Source organism: Streptomyces sp. NPDC057253 (assembly GCF_042669125.1).
Taxonomy (GTDB): Bacteria; Actinomycetota; Actinomycetes; order Streptomycetales; family Streptomycetaceae; genus Streptomyces.
Genome location: NZ_JBHUXV010000035.1, coordinates 36619 through 61418, shown reverse-complemented (window position 1 = coordinate 61418; position 24800 = coordinate 36619). Strand labels below are relative to the sequence as shown.

General features: G+C 70.3%; 26 protein-coding genes. 13 read left to right on the top strand and 13 right to left on the bottom strand.

Features of this window, described 5'->3' with window-relative positions; translation table 11 throughout:
• The first annotated feature begins 82 nt into the window (after window positions 1–82).
• The gene (locus ACFULQ_RS20775; protein ID WP_383546037.1) at window positions 83–661 is read left to right on the top strand and encodes a TetR/AcrR family transcriptional regulator; all 579 of its coding nucleotides are present in this window, start codon (window positions 83–85) and stop codon (window positions 659–661) included.
• 9 nt (window positions 662–670) lie between these two features.
• Here the strand turns inward: ACFULQ_RS20775 and ACFULQ_RS20770 are convergent, their stop codons facing one another.
• Window positions 671–1000 carry a YrdB family protein gene (locus tag ACFULQ_RS20770; protein WP_383546036.1) on the bottom strand — a complete coding sequence of 110 codons (330 nt, stop codon included), beginning with the start codon at window positions 998–1000 and terminating at the stop codon, window positions 671–673.
• Between the two features lie 132 nt (window positions 1001–1132).
• Between ACFULQ_RS20770 and ACFULQ_RS20765 the strand changes: the two genes are divergently transcribed.
• Window positions 1133–2374: a pyroglutamyl peptidase gene (locus ACFULQ_RS20765; protein WP_383546034.1), complete on the top strand. Its 1242-nt coding sequence runs from the start codon at window positions 1133–1135 to the stop codon at window positions 2372–2374.
• A gap of 18 nt (window positions 2375–2392) precedes the next feature.
• Here ACFULQ_RS20765 and ACFULQ_RS20760 read toward each other — a convergent pair whose 3' ends face one another.
• Both ACFULQ_RS20760 and ACFULQ_RS20755 read right to left on the bottom strand, forming a co-directional pair.
• On the bottom strand, window positions 2393–3187 hold the full coding sequence (locus ACFULQ_RS20760; RefSeq protein WP_383546032.1) for an EI24 domain-containing protein: 795 nt from the start codon (window positions 3185–3187) through the stop codon (window positions 2393–2395).
• 23 nt (window positions 3188–3210) lie between these two features.
• Complete coding sequence (locus ACFULQ_RS20755; protein WP_383546030.1) at window positions 3211–4074, bottom strand: hypothetical protein; 864 nt, start codon at window positions 4072–4074, stop codon at window positions 3211–3213.
• Between the two features lie 176 nt (window positions 4075–4250).
• Between ACFULQ_RS20755 and ACFULQ_RS20750 the strand changes: the two genes are divergently transcribed.
• A complete protein-coding gene (locus tag ACFULQ_RS20750) occupies window positions 4251–4778 on the top strand; it encodes a hypothetical protein (RefSeq protein ID WP_383546028.1) in 528 nt (175 codons plus the stop codon).
• Window positions 4779–4793: 15 nt separating this feature from the next.
• Window positions 4794–5945, top strand: coding sequence for a serine hydrolase domain-containing protein (locus tag ACFULQ_RS20745; protein ID WP_383546026.1), 1152 nt, complete (start codon window positions 4794–4796; stop codon window positions 5943–5945).
• Window positions 5946–6307: 362 nt separating this feature from the next.
• Here the strand turns inward: ACFULQ_RS20745 and ACFULQ_RS20740 are convergent, their stop codons facing one another.
• The gene (locus ACFULQ_RS20740; protein WP_383546024.1) at window positions 6308–6730 is read right to left on the bottom strand and encodes an organic hydroperoxide resistance protein; all 423 of its coding nucleotides are present in this window, start codon (window positions 6728–6730) and stop codon (window positions 6308–6310) included.
• Between the two features lie 96 nt (window positions 6731–6826).
• Complete coding sequence (locus ACFULQ_RS20735; RefSeq protein WP_383546023.1) at window positions 6827–7825, bottom strand: NADP-dependent oxidoreductase; 999 nt, start codon at window positions 7823–7825, stop codon at window positions 6827–6829.
• Window positions 7826–7929: 104 nt separating this feature from the next.
• Here ACFULQ_RS20735 and ACFULQ_RS20730 point away from each other — a divergent pair, with 104 nt between their 5' ends.
• Window positions 7930–8364, top strand: a complete 435-nt coding sequence (locus tag ACFULQ_RS20730; RefSeq protein ID WP_383546021.1) for a MarR family winged helix-turn-helix transcriptional regulator — start codon at window positions 7930–7932, stop codon at window positions 8362–8364.
• A gap of 161 nt (window positions 8365–8525) precedes the next feature.
• On the opposite strand, the gene ACFULQ_RS20725 is transcribed toward ACFULQ_RS20730, so the two are convergent.
• Window positions 8526–9581: a hypothetical protein gene (locus ACFULQ_RS20725; RefSeq protein WP_383546019.1), complete on the bottom strand. Its 1056-nt coding sequence runs from the start codon at window positions 9579–9581 to the stop codon at window positions 8526–8528.
• A gap of 302 nt (window positions 9582–9883) precedes the next feature.
• Between ACFULQ_RS20725 and ACFULQ_RS20720 the strand changes: the two genes are divergently transcribed.
• The 8 genes from ACFULQ_RS20720 (at window position 9884) to ACFULQ_RS20685 (ending at window position 20275) form a co-directional block, all read left to right on the top strand.
• Complete coding sequence (locus ACFULQ_RS20720; protein WP_383546017.1) at window positions 9884–11041, top strand: mandelate racemase/muconate lactonizing enzyme family protein; 1158 nt, start codon at window positions 9884–9886, stop codon at window positions 11039–11041.
• Window positions 11038–12042, top strand: a complete 1005-nt coding sequence (locus ACFULQ_RS20715; protein WP_383546015.1) for a zinc-binding dehydrogenase — start codon at window positions 11038–11040, stop codon at window positions 12040–12042. The genes ACFULQ_RS20720 and ACFULQ_RS20715 overlap by 4 nt, the downstream gene beginning before the upstream one ends.
• A gap of 108 nt (window positions 12043–12150) precedes the next feature.
• Entirely contained in the window at window positions 12151–13122 is a 972-nt protein-coding gene (locus ACFULQ_RS20710; RefSeq protein WP_383546014.1) for a hypothetical protein, read from the top strand.
• Window positions 13123–13268: 146 nt separating this feature from the next.
• On the top strand, window positions 13269–14375 hold the full coding sequence (gene chvE, locus ACFULQ_RS20705) for a multiple monosaccharide ABC transporter substrate-binding protein (protein WP_383546012.1): 1107 nt from the start codon (window positions 13269–13271) through the stop codon (window positions 14373–14375).
• 47 nt (window positions 14376–14422) lie between these two features.
• Window positions 14423–15973 carry a multiple monosaccharide ABC transporter ATP-binding protein gene (mmsA, locus tag ACFULQ_RS20700; RefSeq protein WP_383546011.1) on the top strand — a complete coding sequence of 517 codons (1551 nt, stop codon included), beginning with the start codon at window positions 14423–14425 and terminating at the stop codon, window positions 15971–15973.
• Window positions 15970–17214, top strand: a complete 1245-nt coding sequence (gene mmsB / locus ACFULQ_RS20695; protein ID WP_383546009.1) for a multiple monosaccharide ABC transporter permease — start codon at window positions 15970–15972, stop codon at window positions 17212–17214. Before mmsA ends, mmsB begins: the two co-directional genes overlap by 4 nt.
• 60 nt (window positions 17215–17274) lie before the next feature.
• On the top strand, window positions 17275–18423 hold the full coding sequence (locus tag ACFULQ_RS20690) for an aldose epimerase family protein (RefSeq protein WP_383546007.1): 1149 nt from the start codon (window positions 17275–17277) through the stop codon (window positions 18421–18423).
• 196 nt (window positions 18424–18619) lie between these two features.
• Window positions 18620–20275, top strand: a complete 1656-nt coding sequence (locus ACFULQ_RS20685; RefSeq protein WP_383546005.1) for a pyridoxal phosphate-dependent aminotransferase — start codon at window positions 18620–18622, stop codon at window positions 20273–20275.
• A gap of 12 nt (window positions 20276–20287) precedes the next feature.
• Here the strand turns inward: ACFULQ_RS20685 and ACFULQ_RS20680 are convergent, their stop codons facing one another.
• From ACFULQ_RS20680 to ACFULQ_RS20650, 7 genes are all read right to left on the bottom strand, one after another.
• Entirely contained in the window at window positions 20288–20818 is a 531-nt protein-coding gene (locus ACFULQ_RS20680) for an SUKH-4 family immunity protein (RefSeq protein WP_383546003.1), read from the bottom strand.
• Window positions 20819–20846: 28 nt separating this feature from the next.
• On the bottom strand, window positions 20847–21401 hold the full coding sequence (locus ACFULQ_RS20675) for a hypothetical protein (RefSeq protein WP_383546002.1): 555 nt from the start codon (window positions 21399–21401) through the stop codon (window positions 20847–20849).
• Window positions 21394–22203 carry a hypothetical protein gene (locus tag ACFULQ_RS20670; protein ID WP_383546000.1) on the bottom strand — a complete coding sequence of 270 codons (810 nt, stop codon included), beginning with the start codon at window positions 22201–22203 and terminating at the stop codon, window positions 21394–21396. The genes ACFULQ_RS20675 and ACFULQ_RS20670 overlap by 8 nt, the downstream gene beginning before the upstream one ends.
• Complete coding sequence (locus tag ACFULQ_RS20665) at window positions 22200–22886, bottom strand: hypothetical protein (RefSeq protein WP_383545999.1); 687 nt, start codon at window positions 22884–22886, stop codon at window positions 22200–22202. Before ACFULQ_RS20665 ends, ACFULQ_RS20670 begins: the two co-directional genes overlap by 4 nt.
• A gap of 243 nt (window positions 22887–23129) precedes the next feature.
• The gene (locus tag ACFULQ_RS20660; RefSeq protein WP_383545997.1) at window positions 23130–23654 is read right to left on the bottom strand and encodes a hypothetical protein; all 525 of its coding nucleotides are present in this window, start codon (window positions 23652–23654) and stop codon (window positions 23130–23132) included.
• Window positions 23655–23723: 69 nt separating this feature from the next.
• Window positions 23724–24068, bottom strand: a complete 345-nt coding sequence (locus ACFULQ_RS20655; protein WP_383545995.1) for a DUF1330 domain-containing protein — start codon at window positions 24066–24068, stop codon at window positions 23724–23726.
• A 131-nt stretch (window positions 24069–24199) separates the two neighbouring features.
• Window positions 24200–24664 (bottom strand): ATP-binding protein, encoded by a 465-nt coding sequence (locus ACFULQ_RS20650; RefSeq protein ID WP_383545993.1) that lies wholly within the window; start codon window positions 24662–24664, stop codon window positions 24200–24202.
• Between the last annotated feature and the right edge of the window lie 136 nt (window positions 24665–24800).

Sequence of the window (24800 nt, the reverse complement as noted above, 5' to 3'; positions counted from 1 at the left end):
TCCGTGCGGTCCTCTCATCGTGCATCGATTACCTGGTGAACGGTAGGTTTCGTTACCTTGCTGTTATATTCAGGTTTCGGGGATGCCGTACGGTGACGCCATGAGCGGCAGGACCAGAAGCGAGGCCCGTCGGGCGGAGATCGTCCGGGCGGCCCTGGAGGTGATCGCCGAGCGCGGTTACCGGGGCGCGAGCCTGGCGGCGGTGGCGGAGCGGGTGGGACTCACCCAGCAGGGGCTGCTGCACCACTTCCCGACGAAGGACGCGCTGCTGGTCGCGGTGCTGGAGGAGCGGGACAAGTGGGACGCCGTGCCGGGCGGCGGCTGGCGGGTGGACCTGCTGACCTCGCTCGTCGAGTACAACGCGATGCGGCCCGGGATCATCCAGACCTTCTCGGCGCTGCTCGGCGAGAGCGTGACGGAGGGGCATCCGGCCCGGGAGTACTTCACCGACCGCTACACCCGGGTGCGCGCGTCCATGGCGGCCGCCCTGCGCGCGGCGTACGGCGACCGCCTCCCCAACGGCCTCACCCCGGAACGCACCGCCCCGCTGCTCGTGGCCGTGATGGACGGCCTCCAGTACCAGTGGCTGCTGGACCCGGAGTCGGTGGACATGCCGGGGGCCTTCCGGGACTTCGTGCACCTGCTGGGCGAGGAAGTCTGAACCTGACTGCTACTGCCCCCACTTGGCGGCCAGGGACTTGCTCACCACCACGAGCACGGCGAGCGTGACCGCCCCGCCGGTGTCGCCGGCGGCCAGCAGAGCGAGCACCCCCGCCCCGAACCACAGCGCCTCGAAACCGACACGGGCCGCGCCACGCACCGGGTAGCGCGCCTTCCGCGCCCCGAACAGCGCCCACAGCACGATCAGCACGGCGGGTGCGGCGAGGCCGAGCAGCCAGGCCAAGGGGGTGGCGACGTCCCGGGTGAAACCCCAGTACGCGGCACCCGCCAGGGCGCCCAGCTCGATGAGGAAGAGAACGCCCAGGTTGGCTGCCTTCATGGGCGGCAGTATCACCCGCCCGCCGGTACCGCCGCCACGAGACTCCCCATGGCGTGGACCACTTCCGTCACGCGATACTGCCCAGGTCCCGTACCACTCGCGCCCCACAGCGACGGAAGGACCCGAACTCCCTTGACTTCTCTACGTGTTCGGATCGGCATGCTCGGACTGGTTCTGCTGGCGGGGCCGGTGGCTCCCACGACCGCGGTGGCGGCCGAGGCGGTGCCCTCACCCACGGTGGAGGAGCAGCGGCTCGACCGGGCGGTACCGCGGGAGATCCTGGAGCGGTCCGGGTTCGACGCGGTGACGCAGCGCTTCACCCGGGCGCTCGGGGCGGCGCGTTCCTACGCGGAGGCCCGGAAGGTCGTCGTACGGGAGGGGTCCGGGCTGTGGCGGCGGGCCGTGGACCGGGCGCAGGGGCGGGGGCCGGCCGGCGGGGATCTGAGCCGGGACGACGACCGGCCGCTGTACTGGGCCCGGTTGGGCATGACCCGTGAAGTGCGAACCTGGGAGCCGTCGTTCGGGCTGTCGGAGGTGCAACGTTCCGCGCTGATCGACGCGTTGGAGCGGAACTCCCGGGGGCAGACCTCGGTGCGGTATCCGGGTGGGGACCGGCTGAAGCGGGTGCTGGTGACCGGGTTCGACCCGTTCACGCTGGACCGGGACATACGGATCTCCAATCCGTCCGGGGCGAGTGCGCTGGCCCTCGACGGGACGGTGATCGAGACGGCGAAGGGGCCGGCCCGGGTGGAGACCGTCGTGTTCCCCGTGCGGTGGCAGGACTTCACCGACCGGACCGTGGAGCGGGCGCTGCGGCCGTATCTGAAGAAGGTGGATCTCTTCACGACCGTGAGCCAGGGGCGGGTGGGGCGGTTCGACGTGGAGCGGACCAACGGGGCCTGGCGGGGCGGGTTCCCGGACAACGACAACATCGGGGTGACCGGGACGGTGCCGGTCTCCGATCCGGCCTCGCAGCCGCAGTGGACGACGACCACCCTGCCGTACAAGGCGATCCTGGACGCGGACACCGGGCGGTTCCCCGTCTACGACAACACGAGCGTGACCGAGATCCCGGCGGGAGGGACCGACCCGGTCGTCCGTCCGGACGGGCCGACGGCGGGGTCCACCGCGCGGTCCGGGGGCGGCGGGAACTACCTCTCCAACGAGATCGCCTACCGGGCCACGCTGTTGCGCGACCGGCTGGGGCGCCATGACGACCTGCCGGGCGGCCATGTGCACACGCCGGTGCTGGAGTTCGGGGCGGGCAACACCGATCCCGCGACGGGGGCGGTGACCGATCCGGGGTTCGTGCGCAACCGGCTGGACATCATCGCGCAGGTGCGGGCGATCGTCTCGGTGGCGGTGGGGGCGTAACGGCTCCGGGGGGACTGCCTACCGGCCGGGGACCGGCTCCTCCTCGTCCTCCTCGTCCCCCTCCCGGGTCTCCTCCCCCAGCAGCTCCCGTGCCATCAGGGTCGCTCCCGCCACCGCTCCCGGCATCAGGAACACCGCGACGAAGGGGATCAGGAAGGACAGGCCCAGGGGCGTGCCGAAGCCCCAGATGAGGGTCTTGCGGGAGCGGAGGAGGGTGAGGCGGGCCCGCAGGTCGATGTTGCGGCGTTGCAGGGCCACCGCCGTCAGTTCCTCGGTGAGGAAGAAGCCCGTGACGAAGAAGCCGAGCACGGGGACCACCGTCTGACCGACCAGGGGGATGAAACCGAGGGCGAACAGGAGGACGGCCCACAGGGCGGCCCGGATCACGATGCGCAGGCTGTCCCTCGCGGAGATCCACAGCTCGCGCCAGAGCGGGAGGCCGGACTCGGGGGCCGTGCCGTCCGGGGAGACGTCCCGGTCGACCTTCTCGGAGAGGCTCTCGTAGAAGGGCTGGCCGATGAGGAGGGTGACGGCCGTGAAGGTCAGGACCGCGAGGAGCAGGGCCAGGGCGAACAGGAGGACCGCGAGGAAGCCCCGGAACAGGCCCTGCCACGGGCTCGACCAGTCGTCCGCGAAGGGGGTCGCCCAGGACACCATGTCCTCGCCCCAGGTCGCCAGGGACACCAGGGCGCCCACGTACAGCACCAGGGTGATCAGGCCCGGGATCAGTCCGAAGCCGTACTGCTTGCCGTGCCGGGCCACCCACCGCTGGCCCTTCAGGAGATAGTGGAAGCCCGCCCCGAGATCACGCATGGTCAGACCCTATCGGGTGCCCGTCAGACCGGGGTCACGGCCACCACCACCCCCTGTTCCGCGGCCGGCGAGACCGCCGCGGACACCCTGACCGCGATGGCCCGCGCCACCCCGCCGGCGCGGGACGCGGCGGCCAGCAGCGCCGGCTGGAGGCGCTCCAGACCGGTCACGAACAGCTCCTCCCCCGCGATCAGCACCGGCCGGGCCGCCTTCGCGGTCGCCGCCGCCGCGTCCGTCAGGTCGGCCAGCGGGGGCAGCGTCGCGCGTACGACACCGGCGCCGGCCTCCGCCGCCCGTTCGGCCAGCGCCACCTGCAACGGCATCAGCGGTGCCAGCGCGGCGGTCAAGGCGTCCGCGATGCGCCGCAGTTCGGGGCTCGCGTCGCGCAGGACGTCGGTCGCCGCACGGATCAGCGGGGTGAGGGCGAGGAGCACTCCCGCGGCCACGCCCGCCGTCGCGGGGAGCAGCGGAGACGTGGCCTCGACCAGCTCGCCGAGCGCGGCAGCGAACTCCTCGACCGCCGGTTCCACCGCGTCCAGGACGGGGAGCAGGCTGTCGCCGAGCGCCGCGAGCAGCACCCGGGCCGGTTCGCTGACCGGGTGCACGGCCAGCGGGGCGCCGCTGGTGCCGAGCCGGGTGAGGGTGTCGACGATCCGGTAGAAGGCCTCCTGCGCCTGCGGGGACGCGCTCGCCTCGGCCAGTTCGGCCGTGGTCTCGCGCAGCACCCGCAGCACCTCGGGGCCCGAACCGTCCTTCGGGTCGAAGGTGTTGATCGCTATCCGGGTGATGTTGCCCGCCGTGTCGAGGAGTTGGCCGGTGATGTCGGTGGTGTTGCGTGCCATGCGCAGGAGGTCGGTCCTGCTGGGGATGGAAGGGATTGTCGCCATGGGCTTCTCCTGTGGGACTTGCCGCCGCCCGCTTCCGCCGACCACAGCATGCCCCGTCCGGGCGGCCCGGGATGCGCCATCCGGGGCATCCGCGCCACCGACTCCCTCGTGTTGCTGTTGAGTCGAACAGGTACATCTCGCCGTACCGATCTCAGGAAGCTCCGGAGGAGGTACGCGTGCACCACACGAGAACCGTTTCTGCGAGACCCGTCCTGCTCATCGCCGCCACCCTCACGCTGTCGTTCACCCCGCACCCGGCGAGTGCGGATCCCGAGCCCGTCGCCCGGGAGAGCGCTGAGCCCGTCACCCGGGAGAGCGCCGGGGACCAGGGCCTGGCCCGGGCCCCGGAGAGCGCCGCCCGGCGGGCGCTCGGCGAGCCGACGACCGACCGCACCGGCACGGTCCGCGGCTGTCCGCGCGAGCAGGTGCTCACCCCCGATCCCGAGATCCAGGGGCTCGGCGACCGGGTGAGCGTGGAGATCGCGGGGCGTTCGGCGGGCGGCCACCGGCTGGTCCCCGGGCACTGGCGGTCCCTGCCGGACGGCTCCGGCGGCCCCGCCGCCGCGGCCGGGCGGGCCTCGGTCGTCAGCGGCCGGCACGCCGTCCTGTTCGGCACCGAGCCGCTCTTCAGGGATCATCCGAAGGGCGAGTTCGCCCAGGTCGGACGGGCCTTGTTCACCATGGCGCACGCGAGCAGCGGCTGAAGTTGAGGAGAGCGGATGACGCAGGAGATCCACGGCACCGTCGCGGACGGCTTCGAGGCGGTGCGCGAGGAGTTCGCCGCTTTCGTGGACGGCGAACGGCCGGACTACGAGGGACAGTTGTGCGCCTACGTGCACGGCAGGCGGGTCGTCGACCTGTGGGCCGGCGCGGATGCCGGGGCCGACTCCCTCTACGGCGTGTTCTCGTCGACCAAGGGGGCCGCGCATCTGGTGGTGGCGCTCCTCGTCCAGGAGGGCACGCTGGAGCTGGACCGCAAAGTGACCTACTACTGGCCGGAGTTCGGGGCCGAGGGCAAGGGGCAGCTGACCCTGCGCGAGCTGCTGGCGCACCGGGCCGGTGTGGTCGGCATCGACGGTGGTTTCAGCGCGCAGGAACTGGCGGACGACCGGGCGATGGCGGAACGGCTCGCGGACCAGAAGCCGTTCTGGCGGCCCGGCACCGCCTTCGGCTATCACGCCTACGTGATCGGCGCGCTCACCGGTGAGATCGTCCGGCGGGCGACCGGCCGCACCCTCCAGGAGGTGTACGAGGAGCGGATCCGGGCGCCGTACGGGCTGGACTTCCATCTCGGGCTGCCCGAGTCCCTGGAGCCGCGGTTCCGTTCCGTGCAGCCGATGGATCCGACGGCCGAGCAGCGGGCCCTGCTCGACGCGGCGCCGACGGGGCCGCACACCCTCACCTCGATCGCCTTCAACCTTCAGGCGGCTCAGCCGCAGGAGCTCCTCGACCACGCCAACTCCCGTGCCGTGCGCGCGAAGGGGCCGGCCTCGGCGGGCGGGGTGGCGGCGGCGCGCGGTCTGGCCGGGATGTACGCGGCGGCGATCAGCGAAGTCGCCGAGCGTCCGCCCCTGTTGAAGCCGGACACCATCGCGGAGGTGGGTCAGATCCACTCCATCGGCTACGACCTGGTCTCCCGAGCCCACCGGTCCTTCGGGCTGGGCTTCCAGGCCACGGCCGACATGACCCACCCGTTCCTCGGCGCCGGCGCCTTCGGGCACAGCGGCGCCGGCGGCTCGCAGGCCTTCGCCGACCCCCGCAGCGGCCTGGCCTACGGCTACACCCGGCGCCGGATGGCGTTCCCGGGAGGGTCGGCGCCGGAGAACCAGCGGCTCGTCAGGGCGGTGCACCGGGCGGCTCTGGCGGTGTGAGGGCGGGGGCGTGCACCGGGCGGCCTCGACGGTATGACGGCTGGGCCATGCGCCTGGCGGCCCCGCGGTGTGACGGCTGGGGCCGTGCGCCGGGCGGCCTCGGCGGTATGACGGCTGGGCCATGCGCCTGGCGGCCCCGCGGTGTGACGGCTGGGGCCGTGCGCCGGGCGGCCTCGGCGGTATGACGGCTGGGCCGTGCGCCTGGCGGCCCCGCGGTATGGCGGCTGGGGCCGTGCGCCGGGCGGCCCCGCGGTGTGGCGGCTGGGGCCGTGCGCCGGGCGGGCCCCTGTCGTACGACACGAGCGCGGGCGGTACCCCACGTCCAGGGGTGCCGCCCGCGCCTTGTCCGACCAACGAGTGCGTCAGGCGAGCGTCACGGTGATGTTCCCGCGGGTCGCCTTCGAGTACGGGCAGACCTGGTGGGCCTTCTCCAGGAGGCCCCGGGCCGTGGCCGCGTCGGTGTTCGGGAGGGTCGCCGAGATCTCGACGATCAGTCCGAAGCCGTCGGCGTTCTTGCCGATGCCGACCCTGGCGGTGACCGTCGAACCGGAGATGTCGGCCTTCTCCTGGCGGGCGACGACACCGAGGGCGCCCTGGAAGCAGGCGCTGTACCCGGCGGCGAAGAGCTGCTCGGGGTTGGTGCCGAGGCCGCTGCCGCCCATCTCCTTGGGCGGGTCGACGACCAGGTCGAGCCGGCCGTCGTCGGTGGCGACCCGGCCGTCGCGGCCGTTCTCGGCGGTGGCGACGGCGGTGTACAGGACGTCGGACTGCTGGATTTCCGGCATGCGGTTGTCTTCCTCCTCGGTCCACCGCGACTCGCGCCCACGATCGACGGCGGGATTCGGAAAGAAGTTACCGCATGCCGGAAGTTCAGCACAGGGTCACAGCTTGACGATCATCTTTCCGGTGTTGTCACCGCGCAGGACCCCGAGGAACGCCTCCAGGTTGTTCTCGATGCCCTCGACGACCGTCTCGCGGTACTTGAGCTGCCCGGACGCCACCCAGGGGCCGACCTCGGAGACGAACTGGGGCTGGAGGTCGTAGTGGTCGCCGACCAGGAAGCCCTCGATGCGGCCGCGGGTCTGGATCAGCCGGGCGAGGTTGCGCGGGCCGGGGGCCGGCTCGGTGTTGTTGTAGACCGAGATCATCCCGCAGATCGCGATCCGGCCACCCTGGTTGAGCTGCCCGATCGCGGCCTCCAGGTGGTCGCCGCCGACATTGTCGAAGTAGACGTCGACGCCGTCCGGGGCCGCCTCGCGCAGCTGGTCGCTGACCTTGCCGTTCTTGTAGTTGAAGGCCGCGTCGAAGCCGTACTCCTCGACGAGCAGCTTGACCTTCTCGTCGGAGCCGGCCGAGCCGATGACCCGGGAGGCGCCCTTGAGCTTGGCGATCTGGCCGACCTGGCTGCCGACGGCACCCGCGGCGCCGGAGACGAAGACCGAGTCGCCCTCCTTGAAGGAGGCGGTGCGCAGCAGGCCGGCGTAGGCGGTGAGGCCGGTCATGCCGAGGACGCCGAGGTAGGTCGACAGGGGCGCGGCGTCGGCGTCGACCTTGACGGCCTGCTTGGCGTCGAAGGTGGCGTACTCGCGCCAGCCGTTGAAGTGCAGGACGTGGTCGCCGACGGCGACGCCCTCCGCGTTCGAGGCGATGACCTCGCCGACCGCGCCGCCCTGCATGACCTTGTTCAGCTCGAAGGGGGCGGCGTACGACTTCGCGGCGCTCATCCGGCCGCGCATGTACGGGTCGACGGAGAGGTACTTGTTCCGCACCAGGATCTGACCCTCGCCGGGCTGCCGGACCTCCGCCTCGACCAGGGCGAAGTCCTCGGGCTTGGGCCAGCCGACGGGACGGCTGAGCAGGTGCCATTCGCGGTTGATCATGACGGAGCCTTTCGGGTTCACTGCGGTGCGATTTAGTTCAGTACCTGAAACAACCATGCCTCTGAATATTTCAGGTTGTCAAGTAACGGGGTACCCTGGAGGACATGTCGACTCCTCACAAGACCCGGCCCGACGCGCTGACGATGGAAGTCGTGGAGCTCATCGGGGACGTGGTGGCCCGCTTCTACTCGGACTACGAGGACGCGGCCGCGGAGCACGCCCTCACCGGGGCGCAGGCGCGGCTGCTGAGTCTGCTGTCCCTCGGACCGCTGCCCATGCGCAAGCTGGCCCAGAAACTGAAGTGTGAGCCGTCCAATGTCACCGGGATCGTGGACCGGCTGGAGGCGCGGGGGCTGGTGGAGCGGCGGCCGGATCCGGCGGACCGGCGGGTGAAGGTCGCCGTGGCGACGGAGGCGGGGGTGGGGGTGGCCCGGTCGCTGCGGGAGGGGTTGCGGTTTGCCCGGGAGCCGCTCGCCGGGTTGTCGCAGGGGGAGCGGGAGGCTCTTCGGGATCTGCTCACCCGGATGCGCGACGCGTAGGCCTCCGGCGGGGGTGCCGGGTTCTGCGCGTTGCCGGGTGCGGGTGCGTTGTGGCTGGTCGCGCAGTTCCCCGCGCCCCTAGGGGGTTGCAGCTGAGGCCGGCCTGGACTGCGCGATCAGCCCCCACCGGGCCGCGGACGAATCTCAGGCCGACCCGCCCCTTATGTGCACCACCACAGGAAGCGCTCGCACTGCGAAGGGGACGGGTCCGGGCTCGGGTTCGCCGTCGTGGGGGTGGCCGTGGGGGCCGAGCCGCCGCCGTTCGTGGCCGTGGCTGTGGCCGGAGGGGGCGACGCGTCGGCGGGTCCCGTGCTCGACGACTGGGTGTCGGGGCTCCGGCTCGGTTCCTCACTCTTGGACGCCGAGGCCGACGGGGATGCGGAGGCCTTCGACGAGGGGGACGCCGTCGGAACGGCTCCGCTGGAGTCGGTGGCCCTGGACGTCGACTCGCTCGCGTCCGGGGAGGCCCCGCCCTCGGCCGAGGCACCGCCCGCCGCGGCCGGTCGGGGGGAGGATCCCGGCGCGTCCATGCCGAGCTCCGCGAGGCTCAGACCGCCGGCTGCGAGCACGAAGCCGGCGGCTATCAGCAGGGTCCGGCGACGGCGCCGACGGTGGGCGGCGGCCTTGCGATCACGCCGGCTCGCACCGCCGGCGGAGGCATCGGCGTCCTCGTCGTGGTCGTCGTCCCCGTCGTCGCCCTCGGGGGCATCGGAGGGGGCGGGACCCTCGGTGCGCTCCATATCCTCGGCGCCACGCCCCCGCGCGCGTCGCCGCGAGGCCCGACCGCCGACCGGCTCCGCCGCCTCGACGGGAGTGCCGCTCGCGGGGTCGTCTACGGCGCCGGAGGCACTGGCGCCGGGATCAGTACCGGAACCGGAGCCCGAGCCCGGATCAGCCCCGGAGTAGGGCTCGGTGTGAGTGCCCCCGGCGTTCCCCTCGTACGCGGCGACCGCGCCCGGGCCGTATCCGCCGTCGGTGTACACCCCTACCGGCACCTCAGGGGACGCGTACGCGCCCGCGTGGGAGGCCGTCGTGCCGGGGTCGTAGTGAGCCTCCGGGCCGTACGTCATGTACGCCGGGGGCGGCGAAGGATTCTGCGGGTGGGTCTGGGGCGGCACGTGCGGGGGTCTCGCGCGCAGCTCTTCCATCGAGGTGCCGCACCCCGGGCAGGCGAGGGCGCCGTTGAGGTGCCGTCGGCACGGGTCGCAGTAGTCCATGTCGCGGGAAGACTAAGTTCCTCCGACGTGGCTTTCCTAGTCGCGCCTGTGAAGGTTGTGTGTTGAACCACCCGTTCCGGCGTGGCGAGTTGAGGGTTGCGCCAGGGACCGTTCGGGCATCCTTCCCGATCTCCCAGAAACCGACGTCGAAAGTCGTATCGAAAGCAGTGTCGAAACCGTTATGCGTTCGACCCATTGACACTCCCCTCACCCCCTCCTTACTGTCACGTCAGCATTTCGAACGTGTGACGAAATTTCGAACAGCCGTCACCGAGCCGACGAAGCAACGAGGGGCAACCGCCGTGCGCATCACCGGAATCAGCACACACGTGGTCGGGACGCCGTGGCGCAACCTGACGTACGTCCAGGTGCACACCGACGACGGCATCACCGGAGTCGGCGAGACCCGGATGCTGGGACACACCGACGCGCTGATCGGCTACCTGCGCGAGGCCGAGGCCAATCACATTCTCGGCTCCGACCCGTTCGCTGTCGAGGACCTCGTCAAGAGGATGAAGTACGGCGACTACGGCCGGGCCGGCGAGATCGTGATGTCCGGTATCGCGGTGATCGAGATGGCCTGCTGGGACATCAAGGGCAAGGCGCTCGGGGTGCCGGTCTGGCAGCTCCTGGGCGGCAAGGTCACCGACAAGGTCAAGGCGTACGCCAACGGCTGGTACACCACGGAGCGCACGCCCGAGGCGTACCACAAGGCCGCGCAGGCGGTCATGGAGCGCGGGTACAAGGCGCTCAAGATCGACCCCTTCGGCACCGGCCACTTCGAGCTGGACCACGAGCAGAGCCTGTACGCCGTCTCGCTCATCGAGGCCGTACGGGACGCCATCGGTCCGGACGCCGAGCTGATGCTGGAGATGCACGGCCGCTTCTCGCCCTCGACCGCGGTCCGGCTCGCCAAGGACCTCGCCCCCTTCAAGCCCGCGTGGCTTGAGGAGCCGGTCCCGCCGGAGAACCTCAAGGCGCTGGAGAAGGTCGCCGCCAAGGTCGACATCCCGGTCGCCACCGGTGAGCGCATCCACGACCGCATCGAGTTCCGCGAGCTCTTCGAGAGCCAGGCCGTGGACATCATCCAGCCCGACGTCGGCCACATCGGCGGCATCTGGGAGACCCGCAAGCTCGCCGCCACCGCGGAGACCCACTACATGCTGGTCGCCCCGCACAACGTCGGCGGCCCGGTGCTGACCGCCGCCTCCCTCCAGGTCGGGTTCACCTCCCCGAACTTCAAGATCCTGGAGCACTTCAACGACTTCGCCGACGCGGAGATCAAGAAGGTCGTCAAGGGCGCCCCGCAGGTCGTGGACGGTTACTTCCACCTCTCCGACGCGCCCGGTCTGGGTGTCGAGCTGGACGTGGACGCGGCCGCCGAGTTCCCGCAGCAGCAGGCGCGCTTCGACCTGTGGGCCGAGGGCTGGGAGCAGCGCAAGCCGAAGGGCACCCAGTGAGCGCTCAGGTCGTCATCGAGGCGCCCGGCGAGCACCGGCTCGAGGAGCACACCCCTCGTGAGCCGGTCGCCGGTGAGGCCCTGGTGCGCGTCCACGCCGTCGGCATCTGCGGCAGCGACCGCGAGGTGTACCAGGGCAACCGGCCCGAGGGATACGTCCGTTACCCCCTGATCCCCGGCCACGAGTGGTCCGGGACGGTCGAGGCGGTCGGTGCGGGTGTGCCTTCAACTCTCGTCGGCCGCAAGGTCGTCGGGGAGGGCTTCCGCAACTGCCAGGTCTGCGACCGCTGTCACGCGGGCGAGACGACCCTGTGCACCGCGGGGTACGAGGAGACCGGGTTTACCCAGCCGGGTGCGATGGCCACCACACTCACCCTGCCTGCGCGTTTGCTGCACATCCTGCCGGACGAGGCCGATCTGACCGCGGCCGCCCTGCTGGAGCCGGCCGCCTGCATCGCGGCGGCCGCGCTCAAGGCGAACGCCCTGCCCGGCGAGCGGGTGGCGGTCGTGGGGACCGGGACGCTCGGGATGCTCGCCGTTCAGTTCCTGAAGGCGAACTCGCCGGCCGAGCTGCTCATGGTAGGGACGAGGCCGGACCGGGCGGAGCTTTCGAAAGTTTTCGGCGCCGACGACTTCCGTATGAAGGACCAGGAGCTCCCCGACGACTTCGACGTCGTCATCGAGACCGCCGGGTCCGCGTCCGCAGCGCGTACCGCCGCTTCGCTGCTGCGGCGCGGCGGACGCCTGGTCCTGACGGGCATCCCGGCGCCGGGCGCAGAGGGTCTCGACCCGACGGACCTGGTGGTACGGCAGCTGGAGGTGCACACCGTCTTCGGTGCCCCGCCGGACGCCTGGGCGCACACGGTGCGGGTCTTCGGGGCCGGCCTGCTGGATCCGCTGAGACTGGTCACGCACGAGCTGCCGCTGGTCGGGTTCGCCGAGGCGATCAAGCTGGTCGGGTCCGGTGATCCACAGGTCGGGAAGGTGCTGCTCCGCCCCTAGACGTACGCCGGTACGGGGTGACCTGACCACCCCGCACCGGCGTACCCCAAGCCCCGCACGACTTGAGCCGCGAACCTCGTCCGACATATCGAACACGAAGGACAGCTTGTGACGACCGACGCTTCCGCTTCGGCGGCCCGCCGACCCGGTGAGCCGGCGCTCACCGCGCTCGGCCTGGGTGCGCCCGCCCTCGACCCCGCCGACGCCTCGCCGCACACCTTCCCCGGCGGCGGCCGCTGGCGCACCGAGATCCCCTCGTGCGAGGGTCCGGAGGCACTGGCCGTCGTCCTCAAGGAAGCCTCGCGGCTCGACGTGCCGATCCACCGGATCAGCCAGGGCAGCGGCGTGTGGATGCTGACCGACGCCGAGATCACCGAGATGGTCGACGCGACCGATGAACGTGACATCGAGCTCTGCCTGTTCACCGGGCCGCGCGGCACCTGGGACATCGGCGGCTCGGTGCGCACCGACTCGGGCGGCGGGGGCCTTCGGGCCCGCGGTCTCGACGCCGTGGCCGGCTGTGTCGAAGACGCCGTCCGGGCAACGGAGTTGGGCGTCAAGTGCCTCCTCGTCGCCGACGAGGGCGTGCTGTGGACCCTGCACCGGGCACGCACCGCCGGGATCGTCCCGGCCGACACCACACTGAAGTTGAGCGCGCTCGTGGGTCCGGTCAATCCGGCCGCGTTCGCGGTCTACGAGAACCTGGGCGCCGACTCCATCAATGTGCCCAGCGATCTGACGCTCGATCACCTCACCGAGATCCGGCGGGTGTCGGCCGCTCCGATGGACATGTACATCGAAGCGCCCGACGACCTCGGCGGCTATGTGCGGATGTACGAGGTCGCCGAACTGATCCGGCGCGGCGCGCCGCTGTACCTCAAGTTCGGCCTGTCCAAGGCCCCGGGGATCTACCCCTACGGCCACCACCTGCGCGATCTCACCCTGAACACGGCCCGGGAACGGGTGCGTCGGGGGCGGCTCGCCCTGGACCTGCTCGCCCGGCACGGAGCGGACGGCGACATGGCGCCGCTCGGCTCCAGGCTGCCGGGCGCGCTGCAGCGGTTCGGAACACCCTCATAACGTTCCGGGCGCCGCCCCTTCACAAAACACGACGCAGCCACACACAATCCCACACGTCTTTCCTCTCGGTCAGAGCCCGCACCTCCTTGCCAGAGCGTCCCCGCCCCATCAAGACCGAGCCCGACCCGACATCAAGGATGATGATCATGCGTACTCGTCGAGCCGCACTCACCGCCATAGCCGGCGCCGCCTCCCTCGCCCTGACCCTCACCGCCTGCGGCCAGGACAGCGAGGGCGGCAGCAAGGAAGACACCGGAAGCGCCAAGGGAGGCACCATCGGCATCGCGATGCCGACCAAGTCCTCCGAGCGCTGGATCGCCGACGGCAACAACGTCGTCAAGGAGCTCCAGGCCAAGGGCTACAAGACCAAGCTGGTCTACGGCGAGGACGACCCGGACCAGCAGGTCTCGCAGATCGAGAACCTGATCACGCAGAAAGTCAAGGGCCTGATCATCGCGGCGATCGACAACAAGTCGCTCAACAACGTGCTCCAGCAGGCCAAGGACGCCAATATCCCGGTCATCGCCTACGACCGGCTGATCCTCGGCACGCCGAACGTCGACTACTACGCCTCCTTCGACAACGAGAAGGTCGGCCGGCTCCAGGCCACCTACCTCGTCGACAAGCTGGGTCTGAAGAGCGGCAAGGGCCCCTTCAACATCGAGCTGTTCGCCGGCTCCAACGACGACAACAACACCAAGTACTTCTTCGGTGGCGCGATGAGCGTGCTCCAGCCGTACCTCGACAGCAAGAAGCTCGTGGTCAAGTCCGGCCAGACCAAGATGACCCAGGCCACCACCCTGCGCTGGGACGGCGCCACCGCCCAGAAGCGCATGGAGGACATCCTCACCTCGACGTACACCAGCGGCAAGGTCGACGCGGTCCTGTCGCCGTACGACGGCATCTCCATCGGCATCATCGCCGCGCTGAAGTCGGACGGTTACGGCTCCGCGAGCAAGCCGCTCCCGGTGATCACCGGTCAGGACGCCGAGCTCGCCTCGGTGAAGTCGATCATCGCGGGCCAGCAGACGCAGACGGTCTACAAGGACATCCGCAAGCTCGCCAAGGTCGCCGCGACCATGGTGGACGACGTCCTCAACGGCAAGAAGCCCGAGGTCAACGACACCAAGACGTACGACAACGGCACCAAGGTCGTCCCGGCCTACCTGCTCCAGCCGGTGAGCGTCGACAAGACCAACTACACCAAGGAACTGGTCGACACGGGCTTCTACAAGGCGAGCGACCTCAACTAGTCGAGCCACCTCCCCGTAGGCCCATCCCCTGATTGAAAGGCACGCCCATGGCGGGACCCGTCCTGGAAATGCGCTCGATCGTCAAGACCTTTCCCGGTGTCAAAGCGCTGTCGGACGTCACTCTGACCGTCCGTCAGGGCGAGGTCCATGCCATCTGCGGTGAGAACGGCGCCGGGAAGTCCACCTTGATGAAGGTGCTCTCCGGCGTCCATCCGCACGGCACGTACGAGGGCGACATCCTCTTCGAGGGAGAGGTCGTCTCCTTCAAGGACATCCGGGCGAGCGAGCAGCACGGCATCGTGATCATCCATCAGGAACTGGCCCTGGTGCCGTTCCTGTCGATCGCGGAGAACATCTTCCTCGGCAACGAACACGCCTCCGGCGGATTCATCAACTGGAACGAGACGCTCAAGCACGCCACCGAGCTGCTGCGCCGGGTGGGTCTGAGCGACCACCCGGAGACCCGAATCACCGACATCGGTGTCGGCAAGCAGCAGCTGGTGGAGATCGCCAAGGCGCTCTCCAAGAAGGTGAAGCTGCTCATCCTCGACGAGCCGACCGCGGCTCTGAACGACGAGGACAGCGGCAAACTCCTGGATCTCATCCTGGAGTTGAAGAAGCAGGGCATCACCTCGATCATCATCTCCCACAAGCTCAACGAGATCCGCCGGGTCGCCGACTCGGTCACGATCCTGCGCGACGGGAAGTCGATCGAGACCCTGGACGTGAAGGCCCCGGAGACGACCGAGGACCGGATCATCTCGGGCATGGTCGGCCGCGACCTCGACCACCGCTTCCCCGAGCGCACGCCGTACGAGGGGGAGACGGACGCGGCCCCGGCCCTCGAGATCCGCAACTGGACCGTGCACCACCCGATCGACCAGCAGCGCAAGGTGGTCGACGACGTGTCGATCCAGGTGCGCCGCGGCGAGATCGTCGGCATCGCGGGCCTGATGGGCGCGGGGCGCACCGAACTCGCGATGAGCGTGTTCGGGCGCACCTACGGCCGGCACGCGGGCGGCCAGGTCTTCAAGGACGGCAAGGAGATCCGTACCAAGACCGTCTCCGAGGCGGTCGGGCACGGCATCGCGTATGTCACCGAGGATCGCAAGCACTACGGCCTCAACCTCATCGACGACATCAACCGCAACATCTCGCTGACCGCGCTGGACAAGGTCTCCAAGCGCGGTGTGGTCGACGAGCACGAGGAGCGCAAGGTCTCCGAGCGGTTCCGCAAGTCCATGAACATCAAGGCGCCGACCGTGTTCGAGACGGTGGGCAGGCTGTCCGGCGGCAACCAGCAGAAGGTCGTCCTCAGCAAGTGGATCTTCGCGGGTCCCGAGGTGCTGATCCTGGACGAGCCCACGCGTGGGATCGACGTGGGCGCCAAGTACGAGATCTACACGGTCATCGACCAACTGGCCGCCGAGGGGAAGGCGGTCGTCTTCATCTCCTCCGAGCTGCCGGAGCTGCTCGGCATGTGCGACCGCATCTACACCATGGCCGCGGGACGGCTCACAGGTGAGGTCCCACGGGCCGAGGCCACGCAGGAAGTGCTGATGCGCCAGATGACGAAGGACAAAGAGGTAACGCGATGAGCACCGATGTGACGAAGGTTCCGGCGGCGGCACCGCCGGGCAAGGGCGGGGGGTCGTCCTCGGGCGAGGGCCTGCTCCAGCTGATGATCGGCGGACTGCGCCGCAACATGCGGCAGTACGGCATGCTGATCGCCCTCGGTCTGATCGTCGCGCTGTTCGCGGTGTGGACCGACGGTGACCTGCTGCTGCCGCGCAACGTCTCCAACCTCGTGCTCCAGAACAGCTACATCCTGATCCTCGCGATCGGCATGATGCTGGTGATCATCTCGGGGCACATCGACCTGTCGGTCGGTTCACTGACCGCGTTCGTGGGCGCCTTCGCGGCCGTGCTGACCGTGCAGCACGACGTGGCCTGGCCGATCGCGCTGGCGCTGACCCTGGTGGTGGGCGGGGTCGCGGGCTCGGTACAGGGCTATCTGATCGCGTATCTCGGCATACCGTCGTTCATCGTCACCCTGGCGGGCATGCTGCTCTTCCGCGGTCTGACGGAGATCCTGCTGGAGGGCCAGACCCTCGGCCCCTTCCCGGACGGGCTCCAGAAGCTCGGCAACGGCTTCCTGCCCGAGGTCGGCCCGGACACCAACTACCACAACCTCACCCTGCTGCTCGGCTTCGCGCTGCTGGCCTTCGTGATCTACCAGGAGGTCCGCGACCGCAAGCGCCAGCAGGAGTTCGCGCTGGACGTGCTGCCCAGGAACGCCTTCCTGCTCAAGCTCGTCGCGATCGCCGCGGCGATCCTCGCGGTCACGATGCTGCTCGCCAGCTACCAGGGCGCGCCGATCATCCTGATCGTCCTCGGGGTGCTGGTGGTCGGCTACGGCTACGTCATGCGCAACGCGGTCTTCGGCCGGCACATCTACGCGATCGGCGGCAACCTGCCGGCGGCGAAGCTGTCCGGCGTCAAGGACAAGAAGGTCACCTTCCTTGTCTTCCTGAACATGGGCGTGCTCGCGGCCCTGGCGGGTCTGGTGGTAGCCGCCCGTCTGAACGCGGCCTCGCCGAAGGCGGGCCTGAACTTCGAACTCGAGGCGATCGCCTCGTCGTTCATCGGTGGCGCGTCCATGAGCGGCGGTGTGGGTACCGTCCTCGGCGCGATCATCGGTGGTCTCGTCCTCGGTGTGCTGAACAACGGCATGAACCTCCTCAGCGTCGGCAGCGACTGGCAACAGGTCATCAAGGGCCTCGCCCTGCTGGCCGCGGTCGGGTTCGACGTATGGAACAAGCGCAAGTCTGGTTCGTAACTCATCTCGAGCCCCGTCGTAACCACCGGCGGGGCCCGCTTCCTTCACAGGAGCCGCTAGATGGAACTGAACAGACGCACAGTCATGGCGGGTGCCGCGGCCGCGGGCATCGCCGCCACCGCGCTCGGAGGCACCGCTGAGGCCTCCAGCAGCAAGAACCCCACGAAGAAGCTCTTCGGCAAGCTCGCCGACGGCACCAAGGTCTACATCTGGTCCCTGGCCAACGGCGGCACGCGGCTGAAGGTCCTGTCCTGGGGCGGTGTCGTGCAGTCCCTGGAGATCCCGGACCGCAAGGGTCACTACGCCAACGTCTCGGCGGGCTTCGACAACATCGAGGACTACGTCGCCAAGACCCCGTACTTCGGCGCGCTGATCGGGCGGTACGGCAACCGCATCGCCAAGGGCCGGTTCACCCTGGACGGCAAGAGCTACCAGCTCTCCGTCAACGACGGGGTCAACAGCCTGCACGGCGGCACCCAGGGCTTCGACAAGCGGGTGTGGGACGTCGAGCCCTTCACCAAGGGCTCGGACGTCGGCCTGCACCTGCACTACACCTCGGTCGACGGCGAGATGGGCTACCCGGGCACGCTGAAGGTGAAGGTGACGTACACCCTCACCCGGCACGGCGACTGGCGGATCGACTACGAGGCCAGCACCGACAAGGCCACCGTGGTCAACCTCACCAGCCACGTGTACTGGAACCTCGGCGGCGAGGGCACCGGCACCATCGAGGACCACGAGCTGAGGATCGCCGCCTCCCGCTACACGCCCACCGACTCGGGTCTGATCCCCACCGGTGAGCTGGCGAAGGTCGCGGGCACCCCCTTCGACTTCCGCAAGGGCAAGGCGATCGGCCGGGACATCCGCACCGGCCACCCCCAGCTGGTCACCGCCAAGGGCTTCGACCACAACTGGGTCCTCGACAAGGGGATCACGGCCAAGCCGGAGCACGTGGCGAGCCTGCGGGACCCGCACTCCGGCCGCACCCTGAAGATCGCGACCAACGAGCCCGGGCTCCAGTTCTACTCGGGCAACTTCCTCGACGGCACCCTGGTCGGCCCGTCCGGCCGCACCTACCGTCAGGGGGACGCGCTCTGCCTGGAGACACAGCACTTCCCGGACTCGCCGAACCACCCGTCGTTCCCCTCGACGGTGCTGCGCCCGGGACAGACGTACCGGACGACGACGATCCACTCGTTCGGCGCCTGACCTGGTCGGACGCCGGGTCCGGGACGTAAGACGCCGAGTCCGGGACCGGGGTTCCCGAACTCACACTTCTTTCACACCCGTTGAACAGCGCCACGCAGACATCCGTATGTAGAGGCGGCCCGTGCTCCCCCGCGCGGGCCACCCAATGACGACGGGCCCGGTCGTCCCCGCCGGGCCCGCCCCATACGGAGGTTCCATGGCCGACAACGTCACCTCGTTGTTCCGCAGCACGGCTGCGCACAGCCCGTCCATGGCGGCGCTGGCACGTGAGGGCGGCGACGGGACGGGGCCGGTGGACTTCTGTATCCCCTGCAATCCCTACTTCCCCACTCCGGCGATGATGGACACCATGGCCGCGCGGCTGAAGGACATCATCACCTACTACCCCAGCAGCGCCGACACGATCACCGCCGAGCTGTGCAACCTGCTCCAGCTCCCGCCGCAGGCCGTGGCGATGGGCAACGGCTCGACCGAACTGATCACCTGGATCGACCACCTGCTGGTCCGCGAGTCGCTCGCCATACCGGTGCCCACCTTCGGCCGCTGGACCGACCAGCCGATGGAGACCGGCAAGCGGGTCGACATGTTCCCGCTCCAGGAGTCCAGCGGATTCGCCCTGGACCTCGCGCAGTACGCCGAGTTCATCCGCACCCGGGGCACGCGGGTCGCGGTCATCTGCAACCCGAACAACCCCGACGGCGGCTTCCTGCACAAGCACGCGCTGGTGCAGTTCATGGACGCCATGGCCGACCTGGACCTCATCGTCATCGACGAGTCGTTCCTGGAGTTCGCCGACGCCGAGCAGGAGCCGTCGGTGGTCCAGGAGGCGATGATCCGGCCCAACGTCATCGTGCTGCGCAGCCTCGGCAAGAACTTCGGCCTGCACGGCATCCGCTTCGGCTACATGGTCGCCAACCCCGCGCTGGCCGGCCGGGTCCGCTCGATGCTGCCGAAGTGGAACCTCAACGCCTTCGCCGAGTACGTGGTGTTCATGCTCAAGGAGCACGGCGCCGAGTACGCGCAGAGCCTCCACCAGGTCCGCCGGGACCGTCTCGACATGGCGAGCCAGCTCGCCGCGCTGCCCGGCCTGACCGTCTACCCCTCGCAGGGGAACTTCCTCTTCGTGCGCCTGCCGGTCGGCGCCGAGGGCACCGTGGTGCGGGACCGGATGCTCACCGAGCACCGCATCCTCGTCCGCGAGTGCGGCAACAAGATCGGTTCGTCCAGCCGCTTCCTGCGGCTCGTGGTGCGCCCCCAGGTGGACGTGCGTCGCCTGGTGTCCGGCCTGGAACAGGTGCTCTACGGGACCAGGAGGGGAGCCGCCGTGCCCGAGCTCGCTCAAGGGACCAGCTACAGCTCGGGTACGGCGGCAGTGGACCGGCTGGTCGGCCAGACCAACGGGGCGGGAATGCAGGGTCTCGCGGCGATGGCCGTCGGCGGTTCGGCCGCGGGGGTCGGCATGCCGATGCCGGTCGCCCAGCCGGTCGCGGTGGCCGCGGCCCCGCCCATGGCGGTGCAGTCGATGGGGGCTCAGTCGATGGGGGCGGGGATGCCGATGCCGGCCCAGATGCCGACACCGGTTCCCGCCCCGGCGCCCGCTCCGGTTCCGGTTCCGGCCCCCATGCCGGTGCCGGCCCCCGCCCCGCCCGCTCCCGCGCCGATGCCCTTCGGCGCGCCGAGCGGCCCGACGCCCCCCGGGGTGCCGGCCCGTGGCGGACTCACGGCCGCGCAGGTACGGGGCATGACGGCACCGGCACCGACCGGACCGGAGGAGCTGTCGACGGCCCCTGCCACCGGCTGGCCCAACGCCCAGAGCTGGCCCAACGCGGCGGGCATGGGGCAGGTCGGCTGAGAGCCGTAGGGCTCAGCCGACCTGTTCGAAGACCATCGACCACCAGCTGTCCGGCTGGGCGAAGGCGTACGGGTCACGGGCCCTGAGGTACTCGACGAGCTTGTCGGTGTACGGGGCGCGGTCCTGGGGGGCGGCCCGCTCCAGGTGCTTGCCGCGCAGGGCGAAGCGGTACAGGAACTCGACGAGGTCGGCGAGGGTGCGGTTGGCGATCTCGGCTCGCGGCTCGTCGTCGAAGGAGATGAGGACGACGTAGCCGCGGTCCAGGTCGAGGCAGTAGCGCATCGAGGGGTCGTCGGTGGGGCCGCCCAGCACCAGGATGTACGTCTCCTCACCGCCCGCGGCGACCGGCACCACGGTGAAGGGGTCGGGCCCCTCGTCGGCGGTGTCCAGGGTGAACAGGACGTCGACGAACCTCGGCACACCGACCTCGCACAGCACCTCGGCGTCGGCCTCGGACAGTCCGTGCTCCTCGGCGACGGCACGGTCCAGCGTGACCACGCGGTCCGCGCCGAACAGCTCCGTCATCTCGTCATGGGTGGCCATGCGTCCCCTTCTCCCCTTCCGTCCCGCGTCAGCCGCCGAGGCCGGCGCGTCGCAGCAGCTTCAGCCAGTCGTCGTACTCCACCAGCTCGTCGTCGACCAGGGCGAGCCGCCGGTACTCGACGGGGTCGGCCAGCCGGTCGAGGAAGAACTCCTCGATCCCGGACGCCAGCTGCTCGAAGCGCTCCGCGTCCACCCAGTCGGGGCCCGCCTCCGGCGCGCCGAGGACACCGCCGTCCGCGCGGTCGAGGAAGACCGGGGCCTCCTGGATCATCCCGACACAGTAGAGCTTCTCCGGGGACAGCGGCAGCGGCGAGTCGACCACGGGCTCGCAGTAGAACTGGTGCTCCTCGGCCTCCTCCAAGCCGAAGAGCTGCACGGAGGGCCCGCAGCTCACGCCGTCCAGCACCCGGCAGAAGTCCAGGTAGGGGCGCGGCACCCCGTCCGCCGCCGCCTCGGCCGCGGTGGCCTCGTCGAGCGTCCCGCCGAGCGTGGCCCCGAGCACGTCCGTGCTCTCGGCCAGCGCCCTCCGCAGGGCGTCGACCGTCTCGGTCAGACGGGGCGATCCCGGGCTCCCGCTAGTCATCTGGCCACCACTTGATGTCGATGTTGATCGGATTGCCGTCCGGAAGATCCTTGATCTGCGGACGGATCTGCTGCGTGCCGATGTCGTAGTTCGTCGTCCGGTCGAGCATCCGCAGGTTACGCCACGCGTCCGGCCCGCCGGTCTGGAGCTCGTTGACGTGGTCGGGCTGCATTTTACGGGCGGCGACCGCGGCCTCTTCGGCGAAGTCGGGGTCGTCCTTGTGGTTCCGGCGGATCAGGGCCTCCAGCGCGCCCTTGTAGTCCGAGGTGATCTTCTTGTCCCGGTAGTCCTCGGTCTTGCCCTTGAACTTGAAGAGCTTGCCCTCCTCGCCGAGCCGCTGAAGGGCCCGTGCCTTGCGCTCGAAGGCCTGCTTGGGCATGCCGGGCTTCCACTCCAGGGTGACGGTGTGCGCGTCCTTGGTGGTGTCGGGCCGGTCCTTGCCGATGCCGCCGCCGTCCCGTACGGCGTCCTGGTCGCGGGAGCGCTTGACGATGCTCTGGAGCATGGTCTCGATGTTCTTGTCGTTGCGCGCGTGGTTGTCGCCCATCGCGCGCACACCCTTGGACACGTCCTGGAGGTGCTTGTGGAGCTGGTCCTCGGCCTCCTCGATGGCCTTGAGGATCTTCTCCGCCCCGGTCTCGACGGCCGCGGCGAGGGCGCCCTTGCCGCGGGTGCGGTTCAACCCGGCGCGGCTGCGGCGCAGATGGGGGCGGGCGCCGGACTCGTGCTCGTCGGCCTGGGAGGTGATCCGGTCGGCGAGCCGGTCGTGGAGGTCCTTGTCGCTGCGTACGGTGTCGCTCACGCGGCGCCGCCCTTCTGGGTGAAGGTCCCCGTGGTGCCGTCGAGCCCTTCCTGGAAGCCCTCGGTGCCCGCGCGCAGGGTCTTGCCGGGGCTGTAACCGTCCTGGAGCCCCACGGCGTTGGCGCCGAGCTGGAGGACGAGGTCGGTGGCCATGGTGCCGAGCGCGGAGTAGACGGGGCCCATGGCGACGGACATCAGCTCCTCCACGAGCATCTGCTCGGCTTCTTTCAGCAGCCGCCGCACGATGAGCCGGGTGGCCTGCGTGGCACCGAGCGCGCCGACCTCGGAGAGCCCGAGGGTGAAGGGCGCGGCGGCCTGGGCGGCGATGATCTCGGCGGCGAGGATGCCGAGTTGGACGATGGCGGCCACCTTGGCACCGGCCACGGCGACGGCGGCCCCGTCGAGGGCCATGGCGCCGAGGTCGGCGGCCTCCCCGAGCCGTTCCAGGTGTACGTCGCTGACCTTGCCCCAGTGCTGCTGGAAGGCGGCGGTCGCGATGCCCTCGTTGCCCTCCAGGAACTCCCGGACGACGCCCGCCGTGGCGTCCTTGCCGGCCCGCATCTGCGAGGCGAACGAGCGCAGGCCGTCGGCCATGTCGCGATAGTCGTCCTCGTCGACGTTGGGCCACTCGACGCCGATGAGGTCCAGCACCCAGGCCGCCTCGTCGGGCAGCACGACCCCCATGCGCGTTCCCCCTTTGTCTTGGCAGGACCATTTCAGGTCACGCTGACGACGGCCGAACTGTACTACGGGGACGGGGATTTGCTGCCGTTACCGGAGAGAGAGGGGTTGTCGACGGGGGCGGGTGTGTCAAGTGCCGTCGGCGAGAGGGAGGTTCAGCGAGGACCGAAGGCGTTGTCGCGGAGCCCGCCGGGGTCGCGAGGGTCGTCCGGGCCGAGGAGGCGGTCGGGCTCGGCCGGGACCACCTCAGCCGATGAGCCCGTTCGAACCGCCCACGCCGTGCGGGCCGGTTGGGCCGCTCAGGCCGGTGTGCCGCCAGGGGCCCTCGGACCGGCGGGAAGCGGGCCGGGCCAGACCACCCGGCGCACCGGGCCGCTCCCGGTCCCGCCCATCGCCGTTTCGCCCGTCGCCGTCCTGCCCTTCCGGGTCCCGTCCTGCGGAGTCCTGCTCCTCGCGTTCCTGCTCCGCGTCCCGGGCCCGCTGCCATTCCCCGAAGCGGGCGCCGGCCTCGCGGGCCTCGGCGTCGGACCGCCGCTCGCCCGCCCGCCGGACCTTGTCGGCGCCGGAGAACAGCGCGGCGGTGTACTCCGGGTCGGTGAAGGCCTGTTCGGCGGAGAGGTTTCCGCGCAGCACGCCGTTCGCCATCTCCCGCAGCTTCGGGTCGGGCCCGGTGCTCAGGGTGCGCAATGCGCGGAGCAGGCTGCGGGCGCGCTCCTCGTCCTTCGCGACACCCAGCAACTCCCCCTGATCCACCTCACGTCCGTCCGGCACCCGAACCTCCCCCTTCCGTACGTCGGCCGCCCCAGTATCCAACAGCCCCACGAGCCACGGGAGTACGGCCTACGACGGGAGCGCGTCCCGCAGGGCCTTCGCGGTGACCGCCGGGTCGTAACCGTCGGGAACGCCCTGGACGAGGATGATGTCGCCCTGGATGTGGCGCGAACGCAGCGGCGCGATCTCCTGATACGCGTCCGACTCCCACCAGGCCCGCGCCTCACCGATCCCGGGAAACCCGATCACCACGACGTGCCCGGGCCACTCCCCCTCCCGCACCTCGTGCTGGGTCCCGTGCACGAGGAAGCGGCCACCGTACGGCTCGAAGGTCCCGGTGATGCGCTCGATGTACTCGGCGACCTCGGGGTGCGGACGAGCCTCGCGCAGGTGGGCTATGGCGTAGGCGGTCATGGGGTCCTCCCGGGCGGTCGGCGGTTCGGGCTGGGTACGAAGACGAGCCTGGCACGGGGGTGCGGCGGGGGCGATTACCTCGGATGTAAGGGGGCGGCCGGATGACCGACGGCACCTCACCGAGCAGGCGTTCAGCCCGCCCGCCCGACCAGACCCAGCCACCCCACCACATCCACCTCCGCCCGTACCGTCTTGCCCGGCGGCGGCTCCCGGTCCAGTACCTCCCACCGGTCGGCCAGCGCCTCCACGAGGAGGAGACCGCGGCCGCCGTCGTCCAGGGGACCGGGCGGTCGTACGGCCGGAAGCGGCTCGCCGCGGGTGTCGGTGACCTCGATCCGCACGCTGCCGGTGACCAGGGAGAGCCGCAGCTCGAAGTCCCGGCCCGGGACCCGGCCGTGGGTGACCGCGTTCGCCGCCAGCTCGGCCACGATCACGGCGACCGCTTCGGAGGCCGGGGCGTCGTAGGGCAGACCCCACTCGCGCAGTTGGTTCAGGGCGAGGTGCCGGGCGAGGCGGGCGCCCCGCGGGGTCGCGCTGAGTCGCTGGGTGAACGTACGTACGGTCACCGGCTGTCGAGGTGTGGGAGGCGCTGTCATGGGCCCAATCTGGCGCCCTTGAGGGCAACTTCTCCAGGTCGACACCGCGTACGCTGCGGCAGCGTACGCGGTCACGGACTGGACAGTACGCGTGACGGACCGTGACCATGATCCCGGGAGGTGACCGACTGTGGTC